Source organism: Niallia sp. XMNu-256 (assembly GCF_036670015.1).
Classification (GTDB): Bacteria; Bacillota; Bacilli; order Bacillales; family Cytobacillaceae; genus Bacillus_BD.
This window is the reverse complement of the sequence record NZ_CP137636.1, coordinates 3719742-3746483: the sequence shown is the minus strand read 5'-3', so window position 1 is coordinate 3746483 and position 26742 is coordinate 3719742. Positions and strand designations below refer to the sequence as shown.

Genomic DNA, 26742 nt, shown 5'->3' with positions numbered 1-26742 from the left:
TTAGATTAGTTTGTTAATTTTTTAGCTGAGTTGATCACTTCTGATTGTGTGTCACGATAGACTCTAGCTGATTGTCTTAGGAAATCAGAGTATTGTTCCATCAACACAACCATTTTTTGAAAGTCATCCATAAATCCTTGAATTTGGCTGACGTATGCGATGTTATCTGTTCCTTTCCAAGCTGCGCCCATTGCGTCGACTTCACTGTAAAGTTGCTTGTACTTTTGTTGATATTCTTGTGCATTCGCTTCAATTTTTTGCGATGCCACTTCAAGTTTTGCTGGATCGACCATTATTTTTCTAGCCATTGTAAATCCCCTTTCAATTCATAAATCATTAATCTTTCTCTATATCAACATCAGTTTAGAACCATTTTGTAACCCTAGCTCTCTCGCTGATTTGTTAATATCTAACACTACGCCACTTTCTCGGCTGCAAATTAAGCAATCCTCTGAAGCGGCAAAATACCCATTCGTTAATTCGGTTATCGCTTTTGCTAGCAATCCCTCAATCTCGTAAAATTTTGCGGTGAGGGGAATAAAAACATCATAGGTTTTCTCCAAAACGGGTACAAATACCTCGACTAAAATTTTATCCATTACACCATGACCTCCAATTCGAGAGTGCTAGAGGTTACTAGTTTGACAAGCGTTGGTTTCCCATTTTTAATGACATACCCAAAGTCTTCCTCAATTTCCTGATACAACTCATGGGAGAGTTTATTAAGTTTGAATTGGTATTGTTCAGCGATTCCATTACCGACCCAAATTCCGTCGGATAAGGATACATGTTGGGTAAACCAAGTTTCAAAGGAAAAGCTTGAAATATTTGCGGCACTTTCATTTATAACAAAAGTGACGTGATACTCAAGATTATTTTTTTCCAACAAAATCTTTAATTTATCTAATGAATCATCTGTAAGAACAGAAGTGAGCGAAGTGAACGATGTAATGATACAAGTCACTTTCTCATAGACAGGCTTTTGCTCGCCGGTAGCAATGGCGTCTTTATACGTGTTATTGCGGTACACCATTAAGTTAAATAGCTCGACAACAATATCATTTAAGTTGGAGTCACGACCCGCATATTCATACCCGTTTTTCTCGCTGGAACGGAGCTTTCCTTCTGGATCAATCACGATAAGTTTCCCAACATTTTTCTGCGCGAAGACTTCAACCATCCCGTGCAAGAAGCGATCGTTATCGTTGAATTGAGATAACAAAAGATGGGTAGTCGAGCGGCCTAGGTCAAGATAGGAAGTTAGTAAACTTACTTTTTCCACACCAACCGGAATTTTTGAGTCGTGACGATCGATGTCTTGTTCTAAATACTCAATATCGACTTTTTCTGGTAAAATCGGAATCCGTTTGGCAAGTGTTTGTATCAATTCTGCTTGTTCACTGCAGTAGTTCCGAATAAAAGCAAACGTATTTTCAACATCTTTGTCTACATGGGCAATTTGGAATTCGTACACTTCATCCCTTTTGAAAATTCCTCTGCCTTTGAATTTAGAAGGATAAACTCCATTCGTATTCCCTAGAACCGCTGAATAATCGCTAGAATCATTTTGTTGAAGCACGAACAATTGCTTGAAGTTTTGCAGCAATCGATAACGAACCGCACCTGTATTTAACGCGGTAACGATAAAATAAATTCCATATTTTGTGCCTTCACGTGTTAAATAAGAGATCATGTCTTCCATTTCTTCATAGGTCTCGGTGAAAGCAGAGTAATTATGAATCATGACCACAATCGCTGGAATTTCTTCACCCGTTGCTTTTACATAGGAATAATAATCGCCACCATAATCAGCAAACAGCTTTTTCCGAGTTGAAATCTCATCATCAAGCATTTTAAAGAGATTGTGGATTTTTTCCGTTTCATGAGACAACAGAACATCTCCTACATGTGGAGCTTTCTCAAATGCCCGAAGCGTTTCCGCACTAAAATCAAGAATGTAAAGGTTCAATTCTGAAGGGGAATGATCCTCCATTAATGAATAGACCAACGTCGTTAAGAAGGTCGTCTTTCCACTGCTGGCAGAACCATAGATAATTGCATTTCCTTCTCTTGAAAGCGGGAAAGTTAAAACGAGTTGACGTTGATTAGCGGGATCATCCAATTCACCGATCACTGGGTTTATTTCATATCGTTTACGAGTGACCCCATATTTTTGTTTCAATTCATCGACAAAAATGAATTCAGGAATCGGCTCCAACCATAGACGACGAATATGAATGTTTTCTTCTTTAGCTATCCCTGCTAAATAGTCATTAATCTCATCAATTTGCTTCGGTGGATTTTTTACAAAGGTTTGGCGGTTGGACGGTACCACTTGTTTTAACGGACGACCTAATTTATCGATGACAACAACACTTTTATCTTTGTTGACGATGACACGGTCAGAAGGATAGTAAGGAGCTCCACTCCAAGCGGATTGTCCAAGTTCAAACAACTCATTAAACCCAACTTGTAAATAGAATCTTCCTGTTACTGTTAATTCGGCTGCATCTGGACGTTTAATCATGTCCATACTGTCTGCTTTTTCTTGTACTTTTAAGCTGACTCTAAATTTACTGTTACTCCAAATTTGGTCATCGACGACACCGGAAGGCTTTTGTGTGGCCAAAATTAAATGTATCCCGAGGCTTCGGCCGATTCGGGCTGCACTCACAAGTTGTTCCATAAATTCAGGCTGTTGTGTTTTTAATTCAGCAAACTCGTCTGAGATAATGAACAAATGTTGCAATGGCTCTGTAACTTGTCCTTCACGATAAAGTCTTTGATATTTATAAATATCAATGTTACTCGTATTAAGCTTTGTCGCTGCCTCATTAAAGATCGCTTGTCTGCGCTTTAGCTCACTTTGAATCGATACTAATGAACGATTAATCGCTGCACCATCTAAGTTGGTAATGGTTCCGGCTAAATGAGGCAAATCGGTAAATGCATGGGCCATGCCACCACCCTTATAGTCAATTAAAATAAAAGCCACTTCATGTGGATGATAATTGACTGCAAGAGAGAGGATGAATGACATAATGAATTCACTTTTCCCTGATCCGGTCATACCGGCAACAAGTCCATGTGGTCCATGGAATTTTTCATGAAGATCTAAGTGAAACATTTCCCCGGAAGTATCGACTCCAACGGGGGTTTCAAGGGTTCGTGTCGGATCATTTTCCTGCCAACGTGTAAGAGCATTTAAATGCTCAATTTTCCCAACTTCAAACATATCTAAGAACGTTATCATAGTGGGTAACGTGTAATCAGAGGACGAGTTGTCCAACTTAATATTAGCCATTGTTGTGGCGAGTTCCATTTCATTGAGATTAGAGATTGGATCTTCTTTAAATGATAAATATTGACCTGTAATGTCATCTTTATCATACATTTTCATTTCATTTCCATCATCTTGGACAACAATGGTACATTCTTTCGGTAAGTTTTGGATTTCATCATATAGATGAATCACACTAAATCCGATATTCCGTTTCTGTTTTAAAATCATCCCAATCATTTCCGCTTTTGCAGCCAAACTCTTATTCATCGCAAAGATCACATAATACGGTGTGAGACTCTCGTCATTAGAGGATTGTCCTTCACGTGATAAGATTTCTCCTTCGAGAAAGGCAGAAAGTTCCTTTGCCTCTTGAGGGGTGGTCGCAATAAAACGAACATTTCCTTCATTGTCCCAAACATGTGGTAACCATTTCACAAAGTCCCATACATCTTGTTCCTTTTCATCATAAAGAAAAACAAGTTTTAGTTCTTCATAGCTATGGAGAGCGATAAATTGTACAATTAACCGTTTGGTAAGGGAAATAATCGAGTGACGATTTCCGATGATCCCACTAATCCAATCTTCTTTAAATGAAAGGGAAACAGGGACCCCATGTAAGTTTCGCGGTTCTGAAACAAGTTGATCCAACTCAGCTTGTAAGACATCGTCTTCAACCGTGAATCTTTTCTCAGGATATTGAAGGTCTAATGATAGTGGTAACGTACCGGTTCCAAGACGTAATTTAAGAAAGTCATCATGTAAATGGGTTCGTTCCCATAAATTACGTTTTTGATGGATGATTCGGTCGATACACTCTTCAATTGTTACATAGTTCTCATGAAGAATTTGTTCTTGATATTTTGCTTCATCAATCAGTTGCTGTCGAATGCTTTTCAAATACATCCGATATTTTTCTTGTCTAATTTTTTCCTGTTGTGCCCGTTTTCTTCTCTCGAATTTTCTCGTTAAAATCGGCCAGAGAATCATTCCGAGCAACATGCTTATCGACATGATCACAGATGGCATCGCTGTTCTCATGTTTCCGCCATAACTTAACACGTTTGTAACGGTAAAATAGGCAGTTAATACAGAGGCCATTCCCATCGTGATGGATGGTCCCAACATGAGCATTAAAGGAGTTTCCTCCATGTTCGTTAGAGCAGGTGGACCGTCAATTTTTAATTGCGCTTCCTCAATGTCCCGTTTAAAACGGGGAGACACATAAAAATGATGGTCGTTTCCTGCGTCCTCTTCATCCTCTTCTTTTTCCGCTTCGACCATTGGCCGATGTTTGATGTAATTTTTAAAGATGGTTTCCTTATAAGTGACTTGGCCGTTTGGATTGTTAAGGGCGATAAAGCCATTTCCGATAATGATTTTGAATCCAAGAATATAAACAAGGTCCCCTGGCTTCAGCATCGCTTGATGGACTCTTTTCCCATTCACAAATGTGCCGTTCGAACTGTTGGTATCTTGAATCGATAGTCCATTATTATGTATGACCAATTGGGCATGTAAGGAGGATGTGAAAGGATTATAGTAACGAATATCGCTGTGATCAGCGCGCCCAATGGTTATCGACCCTTCACGAGGCAAACGTAATTTTTTGAATTGCTTTCGGTCTCTCGTAATTGGTTCCGAAAGCAAAATGACGTCTTCTCCTGTTTTCGTTAATCGAATCGTATAAATCGATGTATTTTCAACCTTTGTTTCTTTTACCTTTTTCCCTTGACTAAGAATGACCGCATGTTTATTTGATTTTAAAACCCAGTGGTCTTCAAACCCTTCAACACTGATCACTCGTTCTTCAGAACCGTCTTCATTTTTTTGGGTGACCCAATACTGTCCTTTTTTCTTCTCAGGCAAAATACAAGTATAGATCTCCTCTTGTTTCAATAGAGAAAGCTGCATATGTTAACCCCTTGTAATCTAGTAAATCTATGTTTAGCGTATTTTTTGTAAAAAAATTAGCCTTTCTGGTTTTCTGACGAAAAATCTTTTCCCAGGAGATCAACCAACCTTTTCACATAGAAAGAAGTATAAACTTAAATCGACTAGTATTGTACTATATATAAATGAAGTTTTGTAGTTAATTTTCTGTAAATACCATCTAACAGTAACAATGGTCTATCGACAAAAAACTACTAAATGATGTAAAGTGTTTATAGCAATATGAATATATACCTATTTTAACTTCATTCAGTATTCATCCCTCTTTTCTACTAGGGGAGGATTATTTAAATGGCTCCTTCGGTTCAGTGGGGGTTCAAACTCGGGCTGAATGCAGTTAAGGATCAGGCGATTTTTAAGGACTATCAATCGAGCGATCTCGGTAAAAAATCCGGACGCAAATTCGACAGATTTCGGACAAAAATTTCAAACTTTTTATAGTAGGAGATTAATATGGGGATTACTACAGTTGAACAACGAAAAAATAAATATATTATTATGAACAAGTTGGCAAAGCCTGAATTGATTAATGAGCGCGAATTCAAGGTTGTTGCTGACGGTTTGGTTGAAAGTTTCATTCCGCTTAAGACGGAAAAAAAGAGAACAGGGGTAGTGATCAAAAGTACGGTTGTTGGAATGATTTCCTTACAATCTTATTTTCGTGAGGTTGTGAGTAAACATATGTTTTTAGACATCGTCAGTCAATTGATCGCGATTGTGAAGGAATGCGAAAGGAACTTAATGAATGTCAATAACCTCATGTTGGACGATGAATATATTTTCATAGATGCAACGACTCAGAAAGTGAAATGTATCTTCTGGCCGATATTTAATAATGAACATGTTTACGAGGCATCTCAATTTTTTAATGAACTTCCTTTTCGGACGATTTTTTCAAAAGACGAGAACCATGATTACATAACGGATTATTTGCATTATTTTAAAAGCCATTCCTCCTTCACGATTAAGAGCTTCGAAAAGCTCATCAATGATTTGTCGGGAAAAAAGACAACAAATCATTCTCACCCTCTTACTGGCTCTACTCAATTCGGAGAAAGTCAAAGGATTTCAAATAAACCAAAGGGAGATACGGGAACCACTGATTCTTCACAAAAGTCTTGTCCGCAATGTGGTCAAGAAACTCCGCTAACGGCGAAGTACTGTTCTTCTTGTGGGACCCCTTTATACCCTGTGGAAGAATTTAAAAGCCAATTCCTCAATATTTCTGAGGTGTTGGGGATTGTTGATTCTGAGGAGGAAACGACTGTATTAGGCAAGGGGGCTTTTGCAGGCGGAACTACGGTTCTTGGCGCGGATTTGTTTGAGGAACCTGCCTTTCCGTATTTGATTAGAGAAAAGACTCAAGAAAAAATAACGGTGGACAAGCCTTCCTTTCGCATCGGAAAAGAAAAAAGCTTTTGTGACTACTTTGTTGCTAATAACAATGCGGTGAGTCGAAGTCATGCAGACATTATTACAAAAGATGGTCGTTATTTTATTATCGATAATAACTCGACAAATAAAACATATGTGGATGAACGGGCCATTCCAGTTCAACAAGAGGTAGAGATTTTCTCAGGAACGAAGCTAAGGCTTGCCAATGAAGAGTTCGTTTTTTACATCTAAGAAGAGGGGGCTGAACATGGAAATCTTAACGGCAATCCATACAGATGTTGGCATAAGGAAAGAAGGCAATCAAGACAGCATCCTGTTAAAAATTGCAGATACGTCGGTAGGAAAAGTCGTGTTAGCAGTCATCTGTGACGGAATGGGCGGGCTTTCCCAAGGGGAAGTCGCCAGTGCAAGTGTCATCAAGGCCTTCTCTGATTGGTTTCAATACGAGCTTCCAATCCAATTGGGCAAAAATGATCTTCGTGACATTCAATATCGCTGGGATCGGTTAATTAAAGAACAAAACCAACGGATCGCCCAATATGGCAGGAACATGAACATTCAACTTGGAACGACGTGGGCTGCGGTCTTAATTATTGACGATTATTCAATGTTAATCGGGCATGTTGGCGACACAAGGGTGTATCGAATTGCGGATAGACTTCAGATTGTAACCGAAGATCAAACTGTGGTGGCTAGGGAAATAAAGCGGGGCCGTTTGACTCCTGAGCAGGCTGCGCAGGATCCTAGAAGAAATGTCCTGTTGCAATGTATCGGGGCATCTAAAATCGTTGAGCCCGACTTTCTTACAAGCCGGCCGGAACGCGGGGAAGTCATCATGCTTTGTTCTGATGGATTTCGTCACATGATTTCCGAGCGTGAGATTTTTGAGGCGTTTTCACCTGCTCATCTGACAGATGAAACCATTATGAAACAAAAGGCAATCGAAATGGTGGAACTGAATAAGCAGCGAAATGAAACAGATAATATCACGGTTCTGCTTATGAAGATTTTATAAGGATGTGAATTCGCTTTGGCTGTGATTGGGTCTGTAATCGAAGGAAAATACGAAATACTGAAGCTCATTGGTCGAGGCGGGATGTCTAAAGTATATTTGGCTATGGATAAGCGTCTGAACAAACAATGGGCTGTAAAGGAAATTGAAAAAAGGGCAAGAGACAAAAATAATGAAGTCATTATTCAAAGTGCGATTGATGAAGCAAACATGATTAAAAGACTGGATCATCCTTCATTGCCGCGGATTGTAGACATTATCGATCATGAATCGGTGATTTATGTCATTATGGACTATATCGAAGGGGAACCGTTAAGCAATATTTTGGAGGAGTATGGAGCTCAGCCGCAAGAGTTGGTCATTGAGTGGGCGATCCAGCTTTGTGAAGTCCTCGATTATTTGCATACATGCGATCCACCGATTATTTATCGAGACATGAAACCGGCAAACGTGATGTTAAAGCCAGATGGAAATATTAAATTGATCGATTTTGGGATTGCCAGAGAATATAAAAATAAAAATCTAGCAGATACCGTCAGCTTAGGGACGAAGGGATACGCAGCGCCTGAGCAATTTGGCGGAAAAGGCCAAACAGATGTAAGAACCGATATTTATTGCCTCGGTGTCACCCTTTACCATTTAGTAACAGGGAAAAATCCTGCAGAGCCGCCCTATGAATTATATCCGATACGCTACTGGAATCCACAATTATCAGGCGGGTTGGAACGAATTATTCAAAAATGTATCCAGTTAAATCCTGCAGACCGCTATCAATCCTGTGCAGAACTGTTATATGCTCTGTATCATTATGAAGAAATTGATGATGTGTATCGGGCCAAGCAAAAGTCGAAGTTACGAAAATTTAGCATTGTTGCGGGTGCAGCGATTTTGTCTTTAGCCGTTGGAATCACAGGTCATGCGATGAAAAACCAGACGAACAATGCAGATTATAAAAACTTAGTTCAAATGACGGAAAAGTCGGCTTATTTAAAGGCAATCGATATTAAGCCCACTGAAAGTGATGGTTATAAAAAATTATTATCTGTCTATAGGGAGGATACCAATTTTTCAGTTGAGGAAGCAGCGGAATTATTGAAAACAATTACTCCACACCTTCAAGAGCTCTATAAGACGCCTCAATATGCGGATCTAGCTTTTGATATCGGCAAGTTGTACTGGTATTACTATGATTATGGAAAAACGGAAAATAATGATAACCAAGTTACGAGAATGAAAGATTCCATTAAATGGTTTGAAGATGCCGTTAAATATGGGTCAGAAGAGAAGAAATATTATGGGATGGCTACGATTTATCGAGATATCGGCAAGTTTCATCGGAATATTACCCTTCATATTGAAGAAGCCTCAGACACTGGGCAATACGCACCGTATTGGGAAAATATGAAACAATTGGTTGCGCTGATTGAAAATAAAGATGATGAGAATGAAATTGTGAAACTTGAACTCTATAAATTAGTGATGTATTCCATTGAAACCTACTCAAGAAAATTAAAATTAGATGGCGTTACAGAAGAAGAGATTCGTTCCGTTTATGAGCAGATTAGGAAAAGTACAAATGGAGTAGATGTGACAACCGATAAAACGAAATTAATCAAAGATGAGATCATTAATCGTTTTGAAACAGCCGAAAAAGCGATTGAAAATGCATATCGAGAAGAGTAGGGGGAGAACACAATGGATGCACAAACATGGCAGCTGATTTCCATTATTGGATATTCCCTTGCAGGTTTATTATTTATTATCGCAATCACTATGTTTTTTAAAATGAGTATTTGGTCGATCATTGGAGATTTAACAGGGAGAACGGCAGCTAAGCAGATTCAAGAAATTCGTGAGCGGAATTCAAAAGCAGGGAATAAACGCTATCAACCAAGCGCCTTTAATCTTGAACGTGGAAAACTAACGGAGCCGGTGGGGTCCCATAAATTAAGTCGAAAAGGTAAAAATGAAGGCGGCTCGACGAAGAGTTTATGGCAACGAGTGAAAAGAGGACAAACCGAAGAAACCGCACGTCCAGAAATTACGCAAAATTTACCGACAGGCCTGTTACCTAAAGTTGAGAATCATGTTCCTGAAAATTCTTCAAATCGAAGTCCTGTTTTTAAAGATACAACCGTGTTGACAGGTGAAAGGCTTCCTATTAGCAATGATACAGTCGTATTGAAGGAAGCGGCTTCTGGAGTTGAAGAAACGACCGTACTAAATCGATTCGTAGAAGTGAACAACGTTTCGCACGATAAAGGTGGTTCTATGGAAGCGACTGAAATGCCTGATCACAGTACAGAGGTGTTAGAACAAGGAACAGAAGTTTTAGCAAATGAAACAGAGATTCTGGGGAATGAAACGGTCGTTCTAACGAATTCAACAGCAGTTCTAAGTGATGGAACTGAAGTGTTGACAAATGAAACCGAAGTGCTAGCGAATTCCACAGAAGTTCTGAGCAATCAAGGAACGGAAGAAGGATTATCCCAAGACTTTGTGACAACCGTCCTTAACCCAACCGAGGATTTATCTGACGAAGAGCATGTCAGTCAAGCCGTCGATTTCAAAGTAGTGAAAGACATTAAGATCATCCATACCGATAAGGTGATTTGAGATAAGGGGAATTTTTAAGGAGAGAGAAGAAAATGCGAACAAAGAGAAAAACGAGGGGAACACCAAAGATGACCCGCCTTTTGGCCATCATCATGGCGATAATGCTTATCATCTATAACACGCCAGTTGGGGTGTTTTCGAGTGCATTAGCCGAAACAGTTGACAGTGTTGAAACAACTCCAGTTGAAGAGCCAACACCGCCTGTAGAAGAACCTGCAGAATCAGAAGAGGTACCTGTTGAAACTGAAGAAGTAGTAGAAACACCTGCGGAAAAAGAAACAACAGAAGCTGAGGAAGAGGGTCCTCCAGTTAAGGAAGAGGCTCCAACACCTAAGGAAGAGGCAGCTTCACCTAAGGAAGAAGTGACTCCATCTACAGAGGAAGCTGCTTCATCAGAAGAAGATAAAACTGAATCTGATATAGACAATAAACCTGAGCCGGTAGTGGAAACGTATCAAGTCTCTGTCGCAAAGGTTGAGAATGGGACAGTCGAGATGATTGTAGACGGAGCTCCTTATGATGGTAAAGAGAAACTAGAAGTAGGAAAAGTCGTTCAATTACAAATTACTCCAGATCCACATTACGAGATTGCATCCATCATAAAGAAGGTAAATGGAGAGGAAACAGATATTACCGAAGCTTACAAGAATGGAATTGAAGTTGAAGTTGAAGGCGATACAGTGGTACAGGTTGATTTTAAGAAAAAAATGTACACTGTTTCTTTAGCTCAGACCGACCATAATAAAAATGGAACGGTGGAAATCAAAACATCCGATGGGAAAAAATATAAATTTGGAGATCCTGACAACCTGGATGAAATTAAGTTCGAGGCAGAAGAGAAAGCTTTTCTAAAAATAACACCGGATGACGCCTATACGGTTGGATCGGTTAAAATGTCCGTTGGTGGAAAAGAGCAAACTATTACCTCAACATATACAAATGGAATTGAAATTACAGGCAACACAAAGTTATTTGTTGAGTATAGTGAAAAAACGTATACGATTACTTTTAACAGTAATGAACATGGAACAATTGATTATGACAAAAAGCTTGAATCAATTGGTGGAACCATCAAACTGGAACATGGAAAAAGTACTTCTTTTACAGTCAAGCCATATGAGGGCTACCATGTTAAAAGCATTGTCATTAACGATAAAGAGCTAAAAAATATAAACGCTAAAGGGGATACATATACCCTTGATGATGTAAGGAAAAATCATACGGTTGTCGTTACGTTTGCGATTAATACATATGAAGTGTCGGCTTCATTTAATCGTGACAAAGGGGAAGTGATGCTTGATAACAACGGAAATCAGGGTAAAAAAGTTGTCGCCGACCATGGCAGCAATGTCGTTGTCACGATGACGCCTGATAGCCTTTATACTGTTGGATCTTTAAAGGTGAATGGTGAAGAGCAAGTGAAGCAAGAAACAGGGATCACTAACGATGAAAACTTTTCAGAAGATGAAAACGGAAATATCACTTTTACCATAAGCGAATTTACGGATAAAACGACGATAGAGGTTACATTTACTGAAGTTTCCACAGAAATGGAAGCCTGGGAAAACTATTTATCGATTGCATTAGATTCAGGCAGTAAAATCACAGAACCAATCGTTGAAGGCGATCATGGAAAAAATGTATTCGTTTATTCTAATGATGCGAAATTAAAACTTACCTCAAAGCTTGAGTTATACGATCGGATTCATCTTCTCAATAATGATCATAGAGGATGGAGCCAGGAATTACGTATTAATTCCAATGCAACAATTGATCAATTCTTATTAAAGAAAAATAGAGGAAAGTGGAAAATTTACGTTGATTTGCCGAAGCCTCTGACTCTAGTATTTGATACTGAAAAGCCAGTAGTAGAGAATACAACATTATCAGGGGCAAATGAAAAACCTGTTGGGGATAAAGTTTGGTACAGTGACAAAGTAACTGTGTCAGGAAACATTAATAACATAGCCCAGGAATTTGATGGGGTTTCTTATTCAACAAAAATTATTGGCGTTTATTATGAAGCTAAAGATGGAAGCAGCAAGGGAGAAGCAACTTTTGATCCCGAAAAAAATACTTATAGTTTCTCAATTGATACCGATGAAGGAACGATTTTATCACAAACGTATCATGTGTGGGCTGTTGACGAAGCGGGAAATAGGTCAGAAGTAAAAACCGTTGACGTTAACATTGATAAAGGAGTCCCAACCTTAGCCGATGGAAAGGCCGTAACGTTCAATGTGATCAATAACGATTCATGGTCTAAATTCTTAAACATCCTTACATTTGGGACATTCTTTAATGAAGCCATTGAAGTAACGGTGATAGTGAAAGACGATGCATCCGGATTTGAAACGATTGATTCGATTGACTTGAATACAAGCGTGGATGGAGTCGATCCAAGCGAGGTAAAAGGAAGTTTTATCGTGGATGGCTTAACTGCACAAGCTAAGTTTACCCTTGATATCAATGAGTTAGATGTTTTTGAAGGAACCTTTACCGTCGATGTTAAAGACAATGTGAACAATACACAAACGTATGAGGTAAATGATCAAAACTCCAATACGGAACCTGGCAGCAATGGGGTCGTTATGATTGAGAAAAAGGCTCCAAAGGCTGATATTACCGTAACACCAAACAACGAAAACGAATCTTCTTCGAGTGATGATTACTACAACGGCGATGTCACTTTTACGATCAACACCCATGACGAACAATCAGGTGTCAACAACGTAAAAATGAACATCAATGGGAAAGAGATTAAACATGATTACTCGAAAGAAGAGGCTAGAAAAACAACGCCTTTAACCTATACAATCTCAACAAGTGATTATGTGAAAAATCATGACGGTTCTTATGAACTGGAAGTGGTTGCGCAGGATAATGCGGGAAATACAACAACCGCTAGCAAAACCGTTTATGTCGATAAAGACGTGCCAACCCTTGCAAAAGGGGAAGAGAAACCAGTAAAAATTGATACGATCAATGATACTAAATGGGCTCAATTCCTAAACTTCCTGACATTTGGAACGTTCTTTAATGAGGCAATTAAAGTAGATGTGAAAGTGGAAGATGATGTTTCCGGAATCGAATCGATTGAATTTAAAGCATTTGACGAGGCAGGAAACGAAATACCAGAAGTGAATCAGAAACAAGACTTCGACAAACGAACTTTAGCAGCTCAAGCTCAATTTACCATTGAGAGTGATGCTTTTGCTGGAACATTAAAGGTTGAAGTAACTGACAAGGTAAACAACAAAGAAGTTTACGAGATTACGAAGGATAACTCCAATATTGCTGGCGATCACAATCTCGTGATGATTGACAAAAACAAACCAGAACTAGAAATCAATGTAGTTCCACTAAGTGAGGACACTTTTAAAAAAGATAATTACTACAGTGGAGACGTTACATTCGAGGTTGATGTTCAAGACCCTGAGGCTGGAGTCAATCATGTCGTCATCGATATTAATGGGACAAAGTACGAACATGATTATTCAAAAGAGGATGCTAGAACGACAAGTAAACTAACATACCCGATCCGTACAGATGATCCCAACAATAAAATCAATGAAGATGGCTCGTATGATATTTCTGTTCATGTGACGGATAATGCTGGAAACACCCATTCGGCAGACGAGAACATATATATCGACAAAGCGGTACCAACGTTAGCCCAAGGTGAAGCTGTTACTTTTACGATGATCAATGACGGTCCGGTCGCGAAGGCCTTGAACTTCTTGACATTCGGAACATTCTTCAATAAGGCGATTGAGGTAACAGTAAAGGCGGAGGACGATGTTGCAGGAGTCGAGTCGGTTGGATTGCATACGAGTGACGAGAAAGTGGTTCCCCAGTTAAAGGACTTTGTATTTGATGGCCTGAATGCTTCAGCAACTTTTACGCTTGATCATGAAGACTTCACTGGAACATTTGCAGTCGAAGTAACCGATCATGTGAAAAACAGCAAGACGTATGAAGTCACAAACGCAAACTCGAATATTGTGTCAGATAACAATACGGTGATGTTTGATAAAAACAACCCTGAAGCGGACATATCAATCATTCCCAATAAAAAAGTATCTTCTAATGGAGATAACCAATACAATGGCGATGTTACATTTGCCGTTGAAGTTCAAGACAGTCAATCAGGTGTAAACTCTGTAACCATTGATGTTAATGGAAAGAAATATGAGTATGAGTATTTGACTGAAAAGATAAATACTCCGTTAACGTATAATATTCGTACAGATGATCCTGAAAATGTAATTGGAGCGGATGGATCTTATGTCGTATCTGTCCATGTGACAGATAACGCTGGAAATACCCAATCAACAGAAGAAACGGTTTTTATCGATAAAACGGATCCAATAATAACGGAACTTACTTTTTCTAATGAAGAAAAAACCGTAAAAGTAGAGGAAAACAACCTTCAAGGTTCAGTAGAACTGAAGAATTATGGTTATTATTTTAAAAAGGCAACAAAAGTGACCGTTAAAGCCGATGATCCAAAAGTAGAAAATCAATTCACCAGTGGGGTGAAATCGATGACAGTCTACTTGCAGGATCATGACACTGGCACATATTATGCTGTTCAGGGAAATGGTTCATTAAAACGAATCGCGGAATCTGAAATCGGACGGATTGCTCCGTTAACGAATACGAAGGAAGTTACATTTAACGTACCGGCTGCGTTTAAAGGGCAAATTTTTGCCAAGGCTGTTGACCATGTTCAAAATACATCTGGTTTTAAAACACCAGATGGGGCGATCGTAGAAACAGCTTCTAAGCATGCGCAAGAGTCGCATATTAACCTAGAAAAAGCTGAAGCTCAGTACAGAGATACTAATGGTTTAGATCTATATGCAGGCAATGTCAATGTAAATTTAACGGTAACAGATACGTATTCAGGAATAAGCGAGATCCAATGGTCGGTGAAGGCTCCATATGATACCGATCAAAATCAAGGCGGAACAGTTAAAATCAACAATGATAAAACGTATGCAGCAGGCAGTGACACGACTGGTTGGCAGCAAACGAAGACAGACAAGAATCTTGTGACTGAGATGAAGAAAACGATCACGGTTGCTAATAACAGTAATGATATTGTTGTAGAAGTGAAAATGACGGACCGAGCAGGAAATGTGTCAGAAGATGAAATGACATTTAGCATTGATAAGAGTGCTCCAAGTATTGCCGTAACATATGATAACAACACGGCGGATGCAGAGAATGCTGATTTTTACAACCAAGACCGTACAGCTACAATTGTGATTACCGAGCGGAACTTCAAACCAGGAGATGTTGATTATCGAATTACGAATACAGATAGAGTGATTCCGAGATTAGTTGGTTGGAGTACAGCAAGAAATGCAGCCAACCCTGATCAAACGACCCATACGGCAACGATACGCTATAGTGCGGATGGGGATTACACCTTTGATATTAGCTATCAGGATAATGCAGGACACACGGCAGCACCCATCCAGCAGGACAAGTTTACCATTGATAAAACCAAGCCTGAGATCCATGTATCTTACAACAATAACTCGGCTGCAAATGGAAACTATTATAACGCAGATCGTACCGCAACGATTTCCATTACCGAGCATAACTTTGATCCAAGTCGAATTCGCGTAAGCGGCTCTGCTAGTGATAACGGTGAGCCTGTGGGATTCCCTGGACTTAGCGGCTGGAGCCGAAGTGGGGATGTGAACACGGCAACGATTCACTATGCGGCTGACGCAAAATACAGCTTTGATATTGACTATACAGATATGGCTGGAAATGTTATGGATGATTTTCCAATGGAAGAGTTCGTTATCGACCAAACAGCCCCTGCCCTGGAAATTACGGGAGTTGCTGACCAGTCGGCTAATAACGGTGATGTTGCCCCAATTGTCACGTACTCTGATACAAATTTTAATAAAGAGGCCGTATCGATTACGCTACAAGGAGCAAACCGTGGACCGGTGAAATTAGATGGTCGTTATTCGGACGCTGCAAATGGCGGAGGGTTCACATTTAATAATTTTGCCAAAGAAAAAGAAATAGACGATCTCTATACATTAACAGCTACTCTAGTCGACCATGCTGGAAATGAAACGACAGAAAAGATTCGATTCTCCGTGAACCGCTTTGGTTCGGTGTATGTCTTTGATGAGTCGTTGAAGAGCATTGAAGGAAAATATGTAAAAAATGAAAGAGATGTCATTGTAACCGAAACAAATGTGGACAGCCTAAATCCAGATAGTATTCATGTAAAAATGACGAAGAACGGTGTGCCAAGTGATTTAGCGGTTGAAAGTGATTATACCGTTCAAGAGTCAGGCGGAGGCGGTTCTTGGAGTCAGTATACGTATACCGTGAAGAAGGAAATGTTTGCTGGGGACGGGAAGTACACGGTTGCTATTTACTCGGAGGATCGTGCCGGAAACGTAAATGAAAATATCGATGAAGTGAAAAAAGCTGAAATCTCATTTGGGATTGATAAAACCGCTCCTGTGATTGTTCCCATTAACATAGAAAGCGGAGTTCAGTACCCGGTTGATAGCAAAGTGGCAACAGTGTCGATCAATGATAACTTAGTGCTAGACGATGCGAAAGTCTACTTGAATAATAAAGAAGTAGAGGTTCAAAATGAAGGAGAAAACTTCACATTTGGAATTGGCAATAGCAATTCTAAACAAAATGTGAGGATTGTTGCGGTCGATGCGGCAGGAAATGAACTTGTAGAAGAAGTTAATGACTTCCTCGTCACAACGAACCTAATTGCTCGTTGGTATAACAACACTCCATTATTCTATGGATCGATCGGTGGCGTTGGAGGGATTGCGATCATCCTCTCTGCCTACTTTCTTCTACGTAATCGAAAGAAAAAGATTGAAATCATAGAAGATGATCAGCAAACATTCGGAGGTTAATAGACGATGTTAGAAAATCCATACCTATTGATTGGACTGGTTTCAGCCAGTCTAATCCTTAACCTCATTACCTTGGTGTTGGTCATTGTGTCAATGAAAAAAAACAAAGCCAATCCGGCCCCTACAATTGGGCAAGGTAAATTAGAGACAGCGACTAACACGCCAATTGAAACAAAACAACCAGTCGTTGAGGGGATTGTATTTTGCCGCAACTGCGGAACCCAATTTGAAACGACTCACCCGGTTTGCCCAAGCTGCAAAACGGCTAGATAATAAAGTGGAGGAAATGGGAATTATAATTGAATAAAAATCACCTATGAAAATAGGTGGTTTTTTTGTGCGACGGGCAGCTTTTCTTAAAGAGGAAAAGGCCATTATTATTGAATGTAATGAATTAATTTGAAAGTTTAGTTGAACAAAGACCAATTAGAAAGTCCTGTTCCATAAAGGAACAGGACTTCCTTTTTAAACTTAATCTAGAAAAACTCGTCTTAATTCTTCGTGCCAAATTGATTTTAATGGAGTATCATTTTGAAGCTCAAACACATTTGCAACCACGTCTTCCGAAGTTCTTACAAATGTAATACGCACTTCAAAATGGTCTTGTACGCCTACAAGAGAAGCATCGAAGGATACAAGTGTATTTGGATTAATTGTAACTGTGTTAGCTGGCGTTACCGGTATAGCAACTGGACGATTTGTATCCCAGTTAAACACTTGAACGATTACAGCTCGTGAATCATTTACGTCTAGGTTAACGATTTCAATATGAGCGATATTAGATGCTGGGTGCTTTTTAATGACTCCTGTAGATAAAACTTTATTTCTATCAGACATGCTGTTCCCCCCCTTTCCCTGAAGATGATAATAGTGTATTAATCTTAGAGAAAATATGTGTGGACAAGTTCATAAGACAAATCCATCATTTATAAAATAGAATTCATCAATGGTACAAGTTCGTGTGTTTCTTTAAGTTTGCATAGGATACAAAAACATAGAGGTTGTGAAAATTTCACTTAAAGTAAAGGAAAGTAGATTCAAAAAGGCTCTTCCGAAAGAGAAGTTCTATTGATATTTCGATGTCTATCAAGACGAACAGTCAAGTAGGCCGAATTGGGTACCCGGTTCGTTTGAGGTTCCAAACAACATTCCATATCTACACAAAAAAGAAACACCGGACCATTCCGGTGTTTTATGATGCGATAAATTCTGTTAATGCAGCTTCATCTTTGATAAGGATACTGCGGTAGGATAGGCAAATCCAGCCATATTTTTCGAGTTTTTTAAGTTCCTTTGTGGTAGTTACTCGAGCAAGCCCAATTAAGTCGGCCAATTCTTGGTGTGTGCAATCAATCCGATATGGTTGCTGATCGGATCGATTTTGTTTCGTGCTGCTGCCGAGTTGAAGAAGTAAATGAGCAATTTTTTTATCAGCTGTTAGGAATCCCATGCTATAAACTTGAATAGAAAAGAGGCGGATGGTTTTCGCCATGCTGTCTAATAATTCCGCGATCATAATTGGGTTCTCTTTTAAATGTGGCATTAGATTATCTAAATCAACCGATAATAGTTCAACGTCAGTTAAGGCACTCGCCGATGTAATTCTTGTCGAGCGGCTAAAATACGATGCGTCTCCAAATAGTTCCCCATGCTTTAAAATTTTCATCGTTTTTTCATTGCCGTTTAAAGCAGTGAGAAACAAACGAACTCGACCTGATTTAAGCAAGTAGAAACTATCAGCTTGATCATCTTGTAAATAGATGATCTCGTTTTTTTCATATCGCTTATATGTCCCGATCTTTTCAATTTCTTCACTTAGTTTTGCACTTGACGATGATTCTAGCAAGTTGACTTGATTCAAGCTTTTTCAACTCCTTTAAGATATACGAGCAGAAAATTAGATTCATTGAGAGGAAATGTTCACGTGGGATGTGGAAAAGGCTTGCGGAAATCGTAACTCAACAAAAGAGGCCGGTATTATGGATCTGTTACGCAATTATAAAGGTAAGATCGGAATAAATCCAATTGAATATACTTTAGAAATCTTTATAAATAATAAAATAGTTTTTATAGTTTTAAATATTGAAATGGCAATAGGAAGAAAAGGTGAAACAAGAGGTCTGCTCCTATTTCTTCTGATTATGACCAGAAACAAGGGGCGTTTTAGCCTTTTTATTTATCAATGTTTATAAATGCGAGGGGATACGATGGAACTTATTTTTCTCGCCTTATTCGTCGCCATCATTTTTGAAGTAGCTGCTACGATGCTTTTAAAGCCATCAAATTCTGCTCCATTTCAATTGGATATGCCATCTGGTCAGGAGTCGGAATTTCGCGAATACGTTGATTGGTATCATCTTTTGGAATGACTTCCTTTCATTTATCAATTTTTTCGGAATCGTGCTCGTAATGATGGGATTGTTTCTATTTAATGCTAAGTCAAAAGTGCCTGAAACACGGCCGCTTGGAGAACGTTGAAATATCATTTAGAAAATTGAAAAAAGTAGCACAACATTGTATAATAGTAATAGTTCAAAAGTATGATATAAAGTGAGGGACTATTATGTATTGTCCAAAGTGTGGTACAGAAATGTCGCATAATTCTAGATATTGTTCTGGTTGTGGACAAAGTATGAAAAAATCAACGAGTAAATTAGTAGTTTTCATGTTAAGCTTCATAATTATCATTGTCGGAGCAATCGGAATTTTTATCGCTAGTCCAATCATGCAGCCAAAGTCTGCTAAAGAAGTTGAAGTTGCAGCTAAAACAGAGCCAGTGGAACAAGCGAAAGTAGAAACAGAAGTAGTCCCAGAGAATAAGAGCAAACCTCAGCCTCCTGTAGTGAAGGAGAAGTTAATTCAACCGCCTAAAGATGTTTCAGAAATCATCAATATGTCCCAGCCAAAGGTTTTTACTATTTTTACCGAATTTGGACAAGGGTCTGGATTTTTAATCAACAAACATGGGGATGTATTAACGAATGCCCATGTGGTTGAAGGGAGCTTAAATCCAGTCATCAAAACGATTGATGGAAATGAGCTTCAGGGAAGCCTGATTGGCTATAGCAATACGACAGACATTGCCCTCATTCGTGTACCTGACTTGGCCAATCGAGAGCCGCTTCCTTTAGAAACAGAACCTGCAGAAATTGGTGATGAAGTCATTGCATTAGGAAGTCCTCAAGGATTTGAAAATACAGCTACGTTAGGGAATATTAGTGGGGTAGATCGAACCTTTATTATTGAGCCTTTCCAATATGAAGGCATTTATCAAACATCGGCTGCGATTGCTCCTGGAAGCAGTGGTGGACCTTTATTAAATAAAACAACGGGAAAGGTTTTGGCGATCAACTCCGCCCGTCATACGACAGAAGTAAATATTGGCTTTAGCATTCCCATCTATCAAATTATAGACACGGTTAATCAATGGGTTAAGACTCCGATGATGGAGAATGAGATCGTTTCATTGTTCTATTATCAAGATGGAATCTACTACTATCAAGATTATATGGATGACTATGGGTATTTTGAAGATGGAACGTTTAATGATGATTATCTAGAGTACTATGAGATTCCATACGATGATAGCTGGTTAGATAGTTGGGGTTACTGGTTTGAGGAAGATGAAGAGGTTGATGTAGAAACGGAAGAATATGATAGTTGGAACTACAGTAGTGATAACAATTATAATGAATATGATAATGGTTCGAATGATACCAATTATAAAGATAATGATTACGGTTCAAATAATGATACCAATAATGATGAAAGTGTTTATGATGAGACTCTTGACAATGAGATCGGAGAGTTAGAAGAGTCCGGTGATTATGGCAACGAGGAAAATAGCGGTATGGAAGAATCAACCGATCTTGAGACCAATAATGGTATGGAAATGGAAGAAACACCTGAGACTGGGGAAAGTCCCGTTGTACAATAAAAGTTGAAAATGAATCCGTGGGAGCCCCATGGATTTATTTTTTTGAACACCGGGTTCTCTCTTTTCTATGTGATCTCAATCATTACCATACCAATTTAAGCCTGATAAACATGGTGGAATTTCAGCGAAAATAGTATCATTTGATTAACTAGCCAAAAGGTTAAACGAAATGTAAGAACGGTTTATAATCTAAACACCGTCGCCGTGTTACAGTTTTTTTAAAAGAAAGGGGACTTGTATGCTTATACAATGCACAAAGAAATTAATGGATCAGTTAAAGATGAAGCCTGAGCCTCAAGTAGAGGAGGATCCGCTTTTCTCTTGGCATGCCAATTTAATGACAATTAACCGAAGAAAGACGGTTGTTCTAGTAAACGATAAAAATCGCTATGTGATTATCCTTCACGGGTTAAAGGCAAAGGATTTTGCCAAACTCGATGAACATGTCTTTCAGGCTATTCGTGAGAGCTTTAAGGCCGAGTTTATTAAAGATGAAATTATTGAACAGTATATGGAGCACACGATGGCAAAAGACACTACCTACACAAAAACGAAGGATCGAACTACGGTTGCAAGGATGAATAAAGCATGTGAAGGGGTTGAATTTTTTGAGGATTTACTAGATAGTAGTCTTCTTATACAAACAGATCTAAGTAAAAAGGTTAGCCGTGATCTATACGGTAACGGAAAGAATCAATATATCTATCCAAACGAAGAATTGTATAAGGACCTTGAGGCCTTTTCCGGCCAACCGATTTTTGACTCTAAAGCGGTCGAGTTACTAGTCACTCTTAAACTGGAAAAACACCAAGTCTGGCGCAGGTTGGTGGTCCCGGTTAATCGGACGTTTCGTGAATTTCATAAAATATTACAATTGTCCTTTGGTTGGCAGGAGTGTCATTTGTATGAATTTTATCTATATGATATCGAGACACCAAGCTCTCAACAAAATGGGGATAAACCGATTCTGAACATCGTTTGTGACGATGAGTTCTCCTATGAAAAGACAATCCCAACAAAGCTCGATACTGATATCAAACTTTCGGAACACCTATCGGGAAAAATAAAATACAATTATGATTTCGGAGATAATTGGCAGCATAATATAGAAGTAGTCAATGTGATAGAAGATTATGAGCACCCTTATCCTATTTGCCTAGAGGGAGACGGGACAACACCGCCAGAGGATGTTGGTGGGGAGTATGGATATGAAGAATTTCTTCAGATAACTGCCGACCCGAATCATCCGGAATATGAGAATACAGTAGAATGGGCAAAAGGACAAGGCTATATAGAGTTTAATATTAAGATGGTTAATTGGGAGCTTGAGAAGGTTTAAACCAGATGGACAAGGCCTTTGAAAGTCCTGGAAAAATAAGAAGTTTAAATTGTGTACACATGAAGATCTACTATTTGGGGGTAGTTTAAGCGCCCCCTATTTTTTAAAGTGTGTGCTTATATTTGGTTCTATTCAAAGATAATGTATTGGTGCTATGATAGAAGCTTAATTATTTGAAATATCATCTAAAAAATAGCTATAGTCAAATCAAATACTTCCGCTGCTAGAAGATTGACAAATATAGAGTAAAGGGTTATTCTATATTCAGAACAAATGTTCGCGATATTTATGACGTATAAATGGACTTACGTTCTGTCAAAATACCTCTTCTGCTCCACTAGAAAATCTCTTCACAACTAGAATCCCTGATGGTATTAGAAAAAAAGAGTTGATTTGACTTCCCATTAGTTGAATTACAATATTTTATTAAAAAACTTGGAGTTAATAGTAATGTCTAAAGAATTAGAAATATTATTACGCTCTGTTTTAAAGGAAGAATTAGAACCAATTAATCAACGCTTGGATGTCATGGAAAAAGGTATGAACGAGCGGTTTGAAGGCGTGAACGAGCGGTTCGAAGGCATGAACGAGCGGTTTGAAGGCATGAACGAGCGGTTTGAAGGCATGAACGAGCGGCTTGAAGGTATGAACGAGCAGCTTGAAGGTATGAATGAACGGTTTGAACGGATGGATAAGCGGTTTGATACCGTAGATCAGCGCTTCAACACAATCGAAAAAGATGTAGAAGATATTAAAAAAGAATCAAGAAAAGTTTCAAAGAAATATAATTGAGACCTTGGGTGATTATACGGATAGAATTACTGAACATATGGATAATAAAGCGGATGCTTTAAATAAACGAGTTTTTGAGGTGGAGACAGAAATACAACGAATTACAAAAAAACAACAAGTTGAAGACTATTAATTATCTAAGCATGAAAGGAACATTCTAGTGTGATTATTTAAAATAGGCCACTAGAAATATTTCCAGTGGCCTTCATTTCTTAATTTCCATCTGTATGAATTTGAAAGGTTACTCCGTACTTATCAGTCACAATTCCATAACCCGGGCTAAAGAATGTTTTTTGGAATGGCATTTTCACTTGGCCGTCTTGTTGCAAAGACTCAAATATTTGTTTCGATTTTTCTGCGTCCTTAGATGAAATACAGATGGTCACTTGATTTCCAATTTGACTTGTTTGTCCTGGAAAGTTATCAGAAAACATGATTTCCGACTCGCCGACTTTTATCATTGCATGTGACACAAGCTCTTTTGCCTCTGCTGGTAATGGATAATCTGGATTTTCCGGCATTTCTCCAAACGTTTGGCTAAAAAGGATTTCCGCATTCAAAGCCTTTTTGTAAAATTGAATCGCTTCTTTTGTATTTCCATTCATCATTAAGTAAGGGGATAATCTCATTACATACAACTCCTGGGTTTTATTTTTTATGTTAAAGCGGTGCTCAGTTATGGTACTTATAACCATTGTACCCACAATCTGAGATAAAAGGTAAAACAAGGAGACGGTGTTCCCGTCCCCGAGTATATCAAAATTTTATCCCACATTGGAAGACTTCACATTCACAATGTACTCTCAATCCTCTTTAATTCGGATTCGATGTAGGAGCGACGATAGTCAAAGGCGATCGTGGCAAGAACTTTCCCATTATGATCCATTAAAGGGGCAAAGGTAGATTTCCATTCCCCGAATATATCTTTATACAATGGGGTTACCCCGGCTCTTCCGTTCATTGCTTCAAAACCAACTTTCATCATTTCAGGGGGACCATCGTATATCACTCCAGGTGGAATTGGAAAACCTTCATCAGCTACAATGGTACACATTTTATTCTCTGAAGCTTTAAAAATATAAACCCATTCAATGATTCCTTCTTGGTTTCGTATTTTAGTTAATTTTTCTTGAACCTTTTTAAAAATAGTATTGGAAGATGAAACAGGGTGATTCACGAGTGCAGAAATATCTTCTGGAAGAATCGTCGCTGATATCATAAGTGCCATGGAGCGCAATTGTTTATTTAAATGTTCTTCTAGTATTTTTCGTTTGTTTGATGGGGAGCTTGTCTCTTGTAGGGGTTTTTCCCGTATTTTTTTGTATTTCCGACTCATTGTTGGTGGACTAATATCGAGAACCTTTGCGGCCAGTTTGACCGATTTATATTTTTCCATTGTCATTGTAATTAACTGTTCTTCAATCATATCAACTGCTTCCTGCAGGGGCATGATGTGATGAATGGTCGGCGGCTCTTTAATGGTGGCCTTTTCCCGTGGAATGTAAGGGTGTGCGAGTTTGGCGTCAATGTTCGATTCTTTACTCGTCACAACGATTCGTTCGATCGTATTCTCTAATTGTCGTACATTTCCAGGCCAATCGAAAATACAGAATAAATCTACGGCATCCGGTAAAATCGTAATATCCCGTTTATATAAGGAATTATACTTTGCAGCGAAATGATAGACGAAGTAAGGAATGTCCTCAATCCTTTCTCGCAAGGCGGGAATTTCAATCGGCACTACATTTAAACGGTAATATAGGTCCTCTCTAAATTTCCCTTCCTTGACCATTTTTTCTAAGGATTTGTTTGTTGCAGCAACAATTTGAACATCAATACGAATTGGTTTTGAGCCTCCTAAAGGAGTCACCTCTTTTTCTTGTAAAATTCTCAGGAGGTTGACTTGCGAGCTGAGAGGCATTTCGGCGATTTCATCGAGGAAAATGATGCCGCCATCTGCTAATTGAAATTTTCCTAGTGAACCGTTTTTATTGGCGCCACTGAAAGCTCCGCCGACATAACCAAATAACTCACTTTCCAAAAGATTTTTCGGAATGGCCCCACAGTTAACGGCAATAAAAGGCTTAGACCTTCGATTTCCGATTTCATGAATATGTTTGGCGATCATTTCTTTTCCGACCCCAGATTCTCCGAGTAACAGCACGGTTGTAGGAACGTTTGAAACCATTTCGACCGTCTCAAGTACCTCATTCATTTCTGGACTTTGGACAACAATAGATGAACTGTTGTTGTAATCGAGACAATCGGTGATTTCAACCGGTTCTATTAAATGGTTGGAAATGTTTTTTACCCCCCAAACTAGAAGTTCTTCATTATCATCTTCGACAGGAAAAACGGTCAATAAAATTTCACTGCCATTCCATGTCTTTAATCCGAGAGAATGGATCTCACCTTTTAATAGCTGTAAAATGGAATCGCCAATAAATGAAACTTCTTCTAGTTCTGTTATCATCCTTCCAATAATCCCAACTGTGGACCAAAAGTTTTTCAGTTCTCCGCTTTTGTGTAGAATCATTCCATTTCGATTGGTTACGAGAATTTCATCATATATAAATAGTAGACTTGATTGAAAAGCTTGAAGCAGTTGGTCGTTAGATAGAATGAACGTTTTCACCAAAAAACACACTTCCTTATTTATTTTTTGAATATTACAACTATTATTAAATTATTTCATAATTATTTGAAAGTTTCAACAATTAACACTTTCCTCATGAGTGTTTGGAAGTTTGCTCCAGCATTGGCAGCTGGAAATACGATTGTCTATAAGCCGGCTGAAGTCACACCAATAACGGCGATGAAACTAGTAGAAATCATCGAAGAGGTAGGCGTTCCAAAAGGCGTGGTGAATTTAGTTTTAGGACAAGGCTCAATCATTGGTAATGCGATTGCTTCTAGTGATATGGTTTCATTTACGGGAAGCACAGAGGTCGGTAAACAGATCATGCGCAATGCTGCCGGCAATTTGAAAAAAATCTCCCTTGAATTAGGTGGGAAGTCACCCAATATTATTTTTGCCGAGGCTGATTTTGAGGCACCGGTTGACAACGCATTAGTCGGAATTTTCTATGGATCTGGTCAAGTTTGTTCTGCGGGAAGCCGCATTATTGTCGATGACCGCATCTACGACAAATTTGTTGCTGAGTTTGTCAGACGTGCGAAAAACATCAAAGTCGGACCTGGTTTAGAAGAAGGTTCTGGAATGGGTGCAATTGTAAGTGAGGCGCAATTGAACTCAATTCTTGAATACATTGAAATTGGAAAAAGGGAAGGAGCAACATTGGCTTGCGGTGGAAACCGTCTGACTGAAAATGGATTAGATAAGGGCTTCTTTGTGGAACCAACGGGCTGGTTTTCGGATAAAAAATAAGGGTAAACATTTCAGAGGGGACGTTCTCGTGTCTCCCAAAATAATCCCAATGGGTGAAACATAAGGACATTCCTATGTTTCACCCATTTTATCTAGCTGGCTTAAAA

Annotated in this window: 18 protein-coding genes and 1 pseudogene; 12 read left to right on the top strand and 7 right to left on the bottom strand. The window is 38.9% G+C overall.

Annotated features, from left to right (window positions below; all coding sequences use genetic code 11):
* Window positions 1–5: 5 nt before the first annotated feature.
* Genes R4Z10_RS18950 through essC form a run of 3 tightly spaced genes read right to left on the bottom strand, consistent with a single transcriptional unit; the run spans window position 6 to window position 5194 of the window.
* Window positions 6–308, bottom strand: a complete 303-nt coding sequence (locus R4Z10_RS18950) for a WXG100 family type VII secretion target (RefSeq protein WP_338470827.1) — start codon at window positions 306–308, stop codon at window positions 6–8.
* Window positions 309–347: 39 nt separating this feature from the next.
* Window positions 348–599: a methyltransferase gene (locus tag R4Z10_RS18945; protein ID WP_338470826.1), complete on the bottom strand. Its 252-nt coding sequence runs from the start codon at window positions 597–599 to the stop codon at window positions 348–350.
* Window positions 599–5194 carry a type VII secretion protein EssC gene (gene essC / locus R4Z10_RS18940; RefSeq protein ID WP_338470825.1) on the bottom strand — a complete coding sequence of 1532 codons (4596 nt, stop codon included), beginning with the start codon at window positions 5192–5194 and terminating at the stop codon, window positions 599–601. Before essC ends, R4Z10_RS18945 begins: the two co-directional genes overlap by 1 nt.
* 492 nt (window positions 5195–5686) lie before the next feature.
* Here essC and R4Z10_RS18935 point away from each other — a divergent pair, with 492 nt between their 5' ends.
* From R4Z10_RS18935 to R4Z10_RS18910, 6 genes are read left to right on the top strand one after another with little or no spacing between them, the layout of a single operon-like run.
* Window positions 5687–6859: an FHA domain-containing protein gene (locus R4Z10_RS18935; RefSeq protein ID WP_338470824.1), complete on the top strand. Its 1173-nt coding sequence runs from the start codon at window positions 5687–5689 to the stop codon at window positions 6857–6859.
* 16 nt (window positions 6860–6875) lie between these two features.
* A complete protein-coding gene (locus R4Z10_RS18930) occupies window positions 6876–7643 on the top strand; it encodes a protein phosphatase 2C domain-containing protein (RefSeq protein ID WP_338470823.1) in 768 nt (255 codons plus the stop codon).
* Window positions 7644–7664: 21 nt separating this feature from the next.
* Complete coding sequence (locus R4Z10_RS18925) at window positions 7665–9323, top strand: serine/threonine-protein kinase (protein WP_338473279.1); 1659 nt, start codon at window positions 7665–7667, stop codon at window positions 9321–9323.
* Between the two features lie 12 nt (window positions 9324–9335).
* The gene (locus R4Z10_RS18920; RefSeq protein ID WP_338470822.1) at window positions 9336–10256 is read left to right on the top strand and encodes a hypothetical protein; all 921 of its coding nucleotides are present in this window, start codon (window positions 9336–9338) and stop codon (window positions 10254–10256) included.
* 32 nt (window positions 10257–10288) lie between these two features.
* Window positions 10289–17179, top strand: coding sequence for an Ig-like domain repeat protein (locus R4Z10_RS18915; protein ID WP_338470821.1), 6891 nt, complete (start codon window positions 10289–10291; stop codon window positions 17177–17179).
* A gap of 6 nt (window positions 17180–17185) precedes the next feature.
* Window positions 17186–17452: a hypothetical protein gene (locus R4Z10_RS18910; RefSeq protein WP_338470820.1), complete on the top strand. Its 267-nt coding sequence runs from the start codon at window positions 17186–17188 to the stop codon at window positions 17450–17452.
* 198 nt (window positions 17453–17650) lie between these two features.
* Here the strand turns inward: R4Z10_RS18910 and R4Z10_RS18905 are convergent, their stop codons facing one another.
* Both R4Z10_RS18905 and R4Z10_RS18900 read right to left on the bottom strand, forming a co-directional pair.
* On the bottom strand, window positions 17651–18016 hold the full coding sequence (locus R4Z10_RS18905; protein ID WP_338470819.1) for a hypothetical protein: 366 nt from the start codon (window positions 18014–18016) through the stop codon (window positions 17651–17653).
* 355 nt (window positions 18017–18371) lie between these two features.
* The gene (locus R4Z10_RS18900) at window positions 18372–19040 is read right to left on the bottom strand and encodes a Crp/Fnr family transcriptional regulator (RefSeq protein WP_338470818.1); all 669 of its coding nucleotides are present in this window, start codon (window positions 19038–19040) and stop codon (window positions 18372–18374) included.
* Window positions 19041–19110: 70 nt separating this feature from the next.
* Between R4Z10_RS18900 and R4Z10_RS18895 the strand changes: the two genes are divergently transcribed.
* The 5 genes from R4Z10_RS18895 (at window position 19111) to R4Z10_RS18875 (ending at window position 23247) form a co-directional block, all read left to right on the top strand.
* Window positions 19111–19371, top strand: coding sequence for a hypothetical protein (locus R4Z10_RS18895; RefSeq protein ID WP_338470817.1), 261 nt, complete (start codon window positions 19111–19113; stop codon window positions 19369–19371).
* Window positions 19372–19386: 15 nt separating this feature from the next.
* Window positions 19387–19548, top strand: coding sequence for a hypothetical protein (locus tag R4Z10_RS18890; protein ID WP_338470816.1), 162 nt, complete (start codon window positions 19387–19389; stop codon window positions 19546–19548).
* Between the two features lie 263 nt (window positions 19549–19811).
* Entirely contained in the window at window positions 19812–21116 is a 1305-nt protein-coding gene (locus R4Z10_RS18885) for a trypsin-like peptidase domain-containing protein (protein ID WP_338470815.1), read from the top strand.
* 238 nt (window positions 21117–21354) lie between these two features.
* Complete coding sequence (locus tag R4Z10_RS18880) at window positions 21355–22455, top strand: plasmid pRiA4b ORF-3 family protein (protein ID WP_338470814.1); 1101 nt, start codon at window positions 21355–21357, stop codon at window positions 22453–22455.
* A 450-nt stretch (window positions 22456–22905) separates the two neighbouring features.
* Window positions 22906–23247 (top strand): hypothetical protein, encoded by a 342-nt coding sequence (locus tag R4Z10_RS18875; RefSeq protein WP_338470813.1) that lies wholly within the window; start codon window positions 22906–22908, stop codon window positions 23245–23247.
* Between the two features lie 212 nt (window positions 23248–23459).
* On the opposite strand, the gene R4Z10_RS18870 is transcribed toward R4Z10_RS18875, so the two are convergent.
* Entirely contained in the window at window positions 23460–23876 is a 417-nt protein-coding gene (locus tag R4Z10_RS18870) for a VOC family protein (RefSeq protein WP_338470812.1), read from the bottom strand.
* Between the two features lie 161 nt (window positions 23877–24037).
* Complete coding sequence (locus R4Z10_RS18865; RefSeq protein WP_338473278.1) at window positions 24038–25882, bottom strand: sigma 54-interacting transcriptional regulator; 1845 nt, start codon at window positions 25880–25882, stop codon at window positions 24038–24040.
* A 93-nt stretch (window positions 25883–25975) separates the two neighbouring features.
* Between R4Z10_RS18865 and R4Z10_RS18860 the strand changes: the two are divergent.
* A pseudogene (locus tag R4Z10_RS18860) lies at window positions 25976–26629 on the top strand (aldehyde dehydrogenase family protein); the annotation flags it as partial.
* Between the last annotated feature and the right edge of the window lie 113 nt (window positions 26630–26742).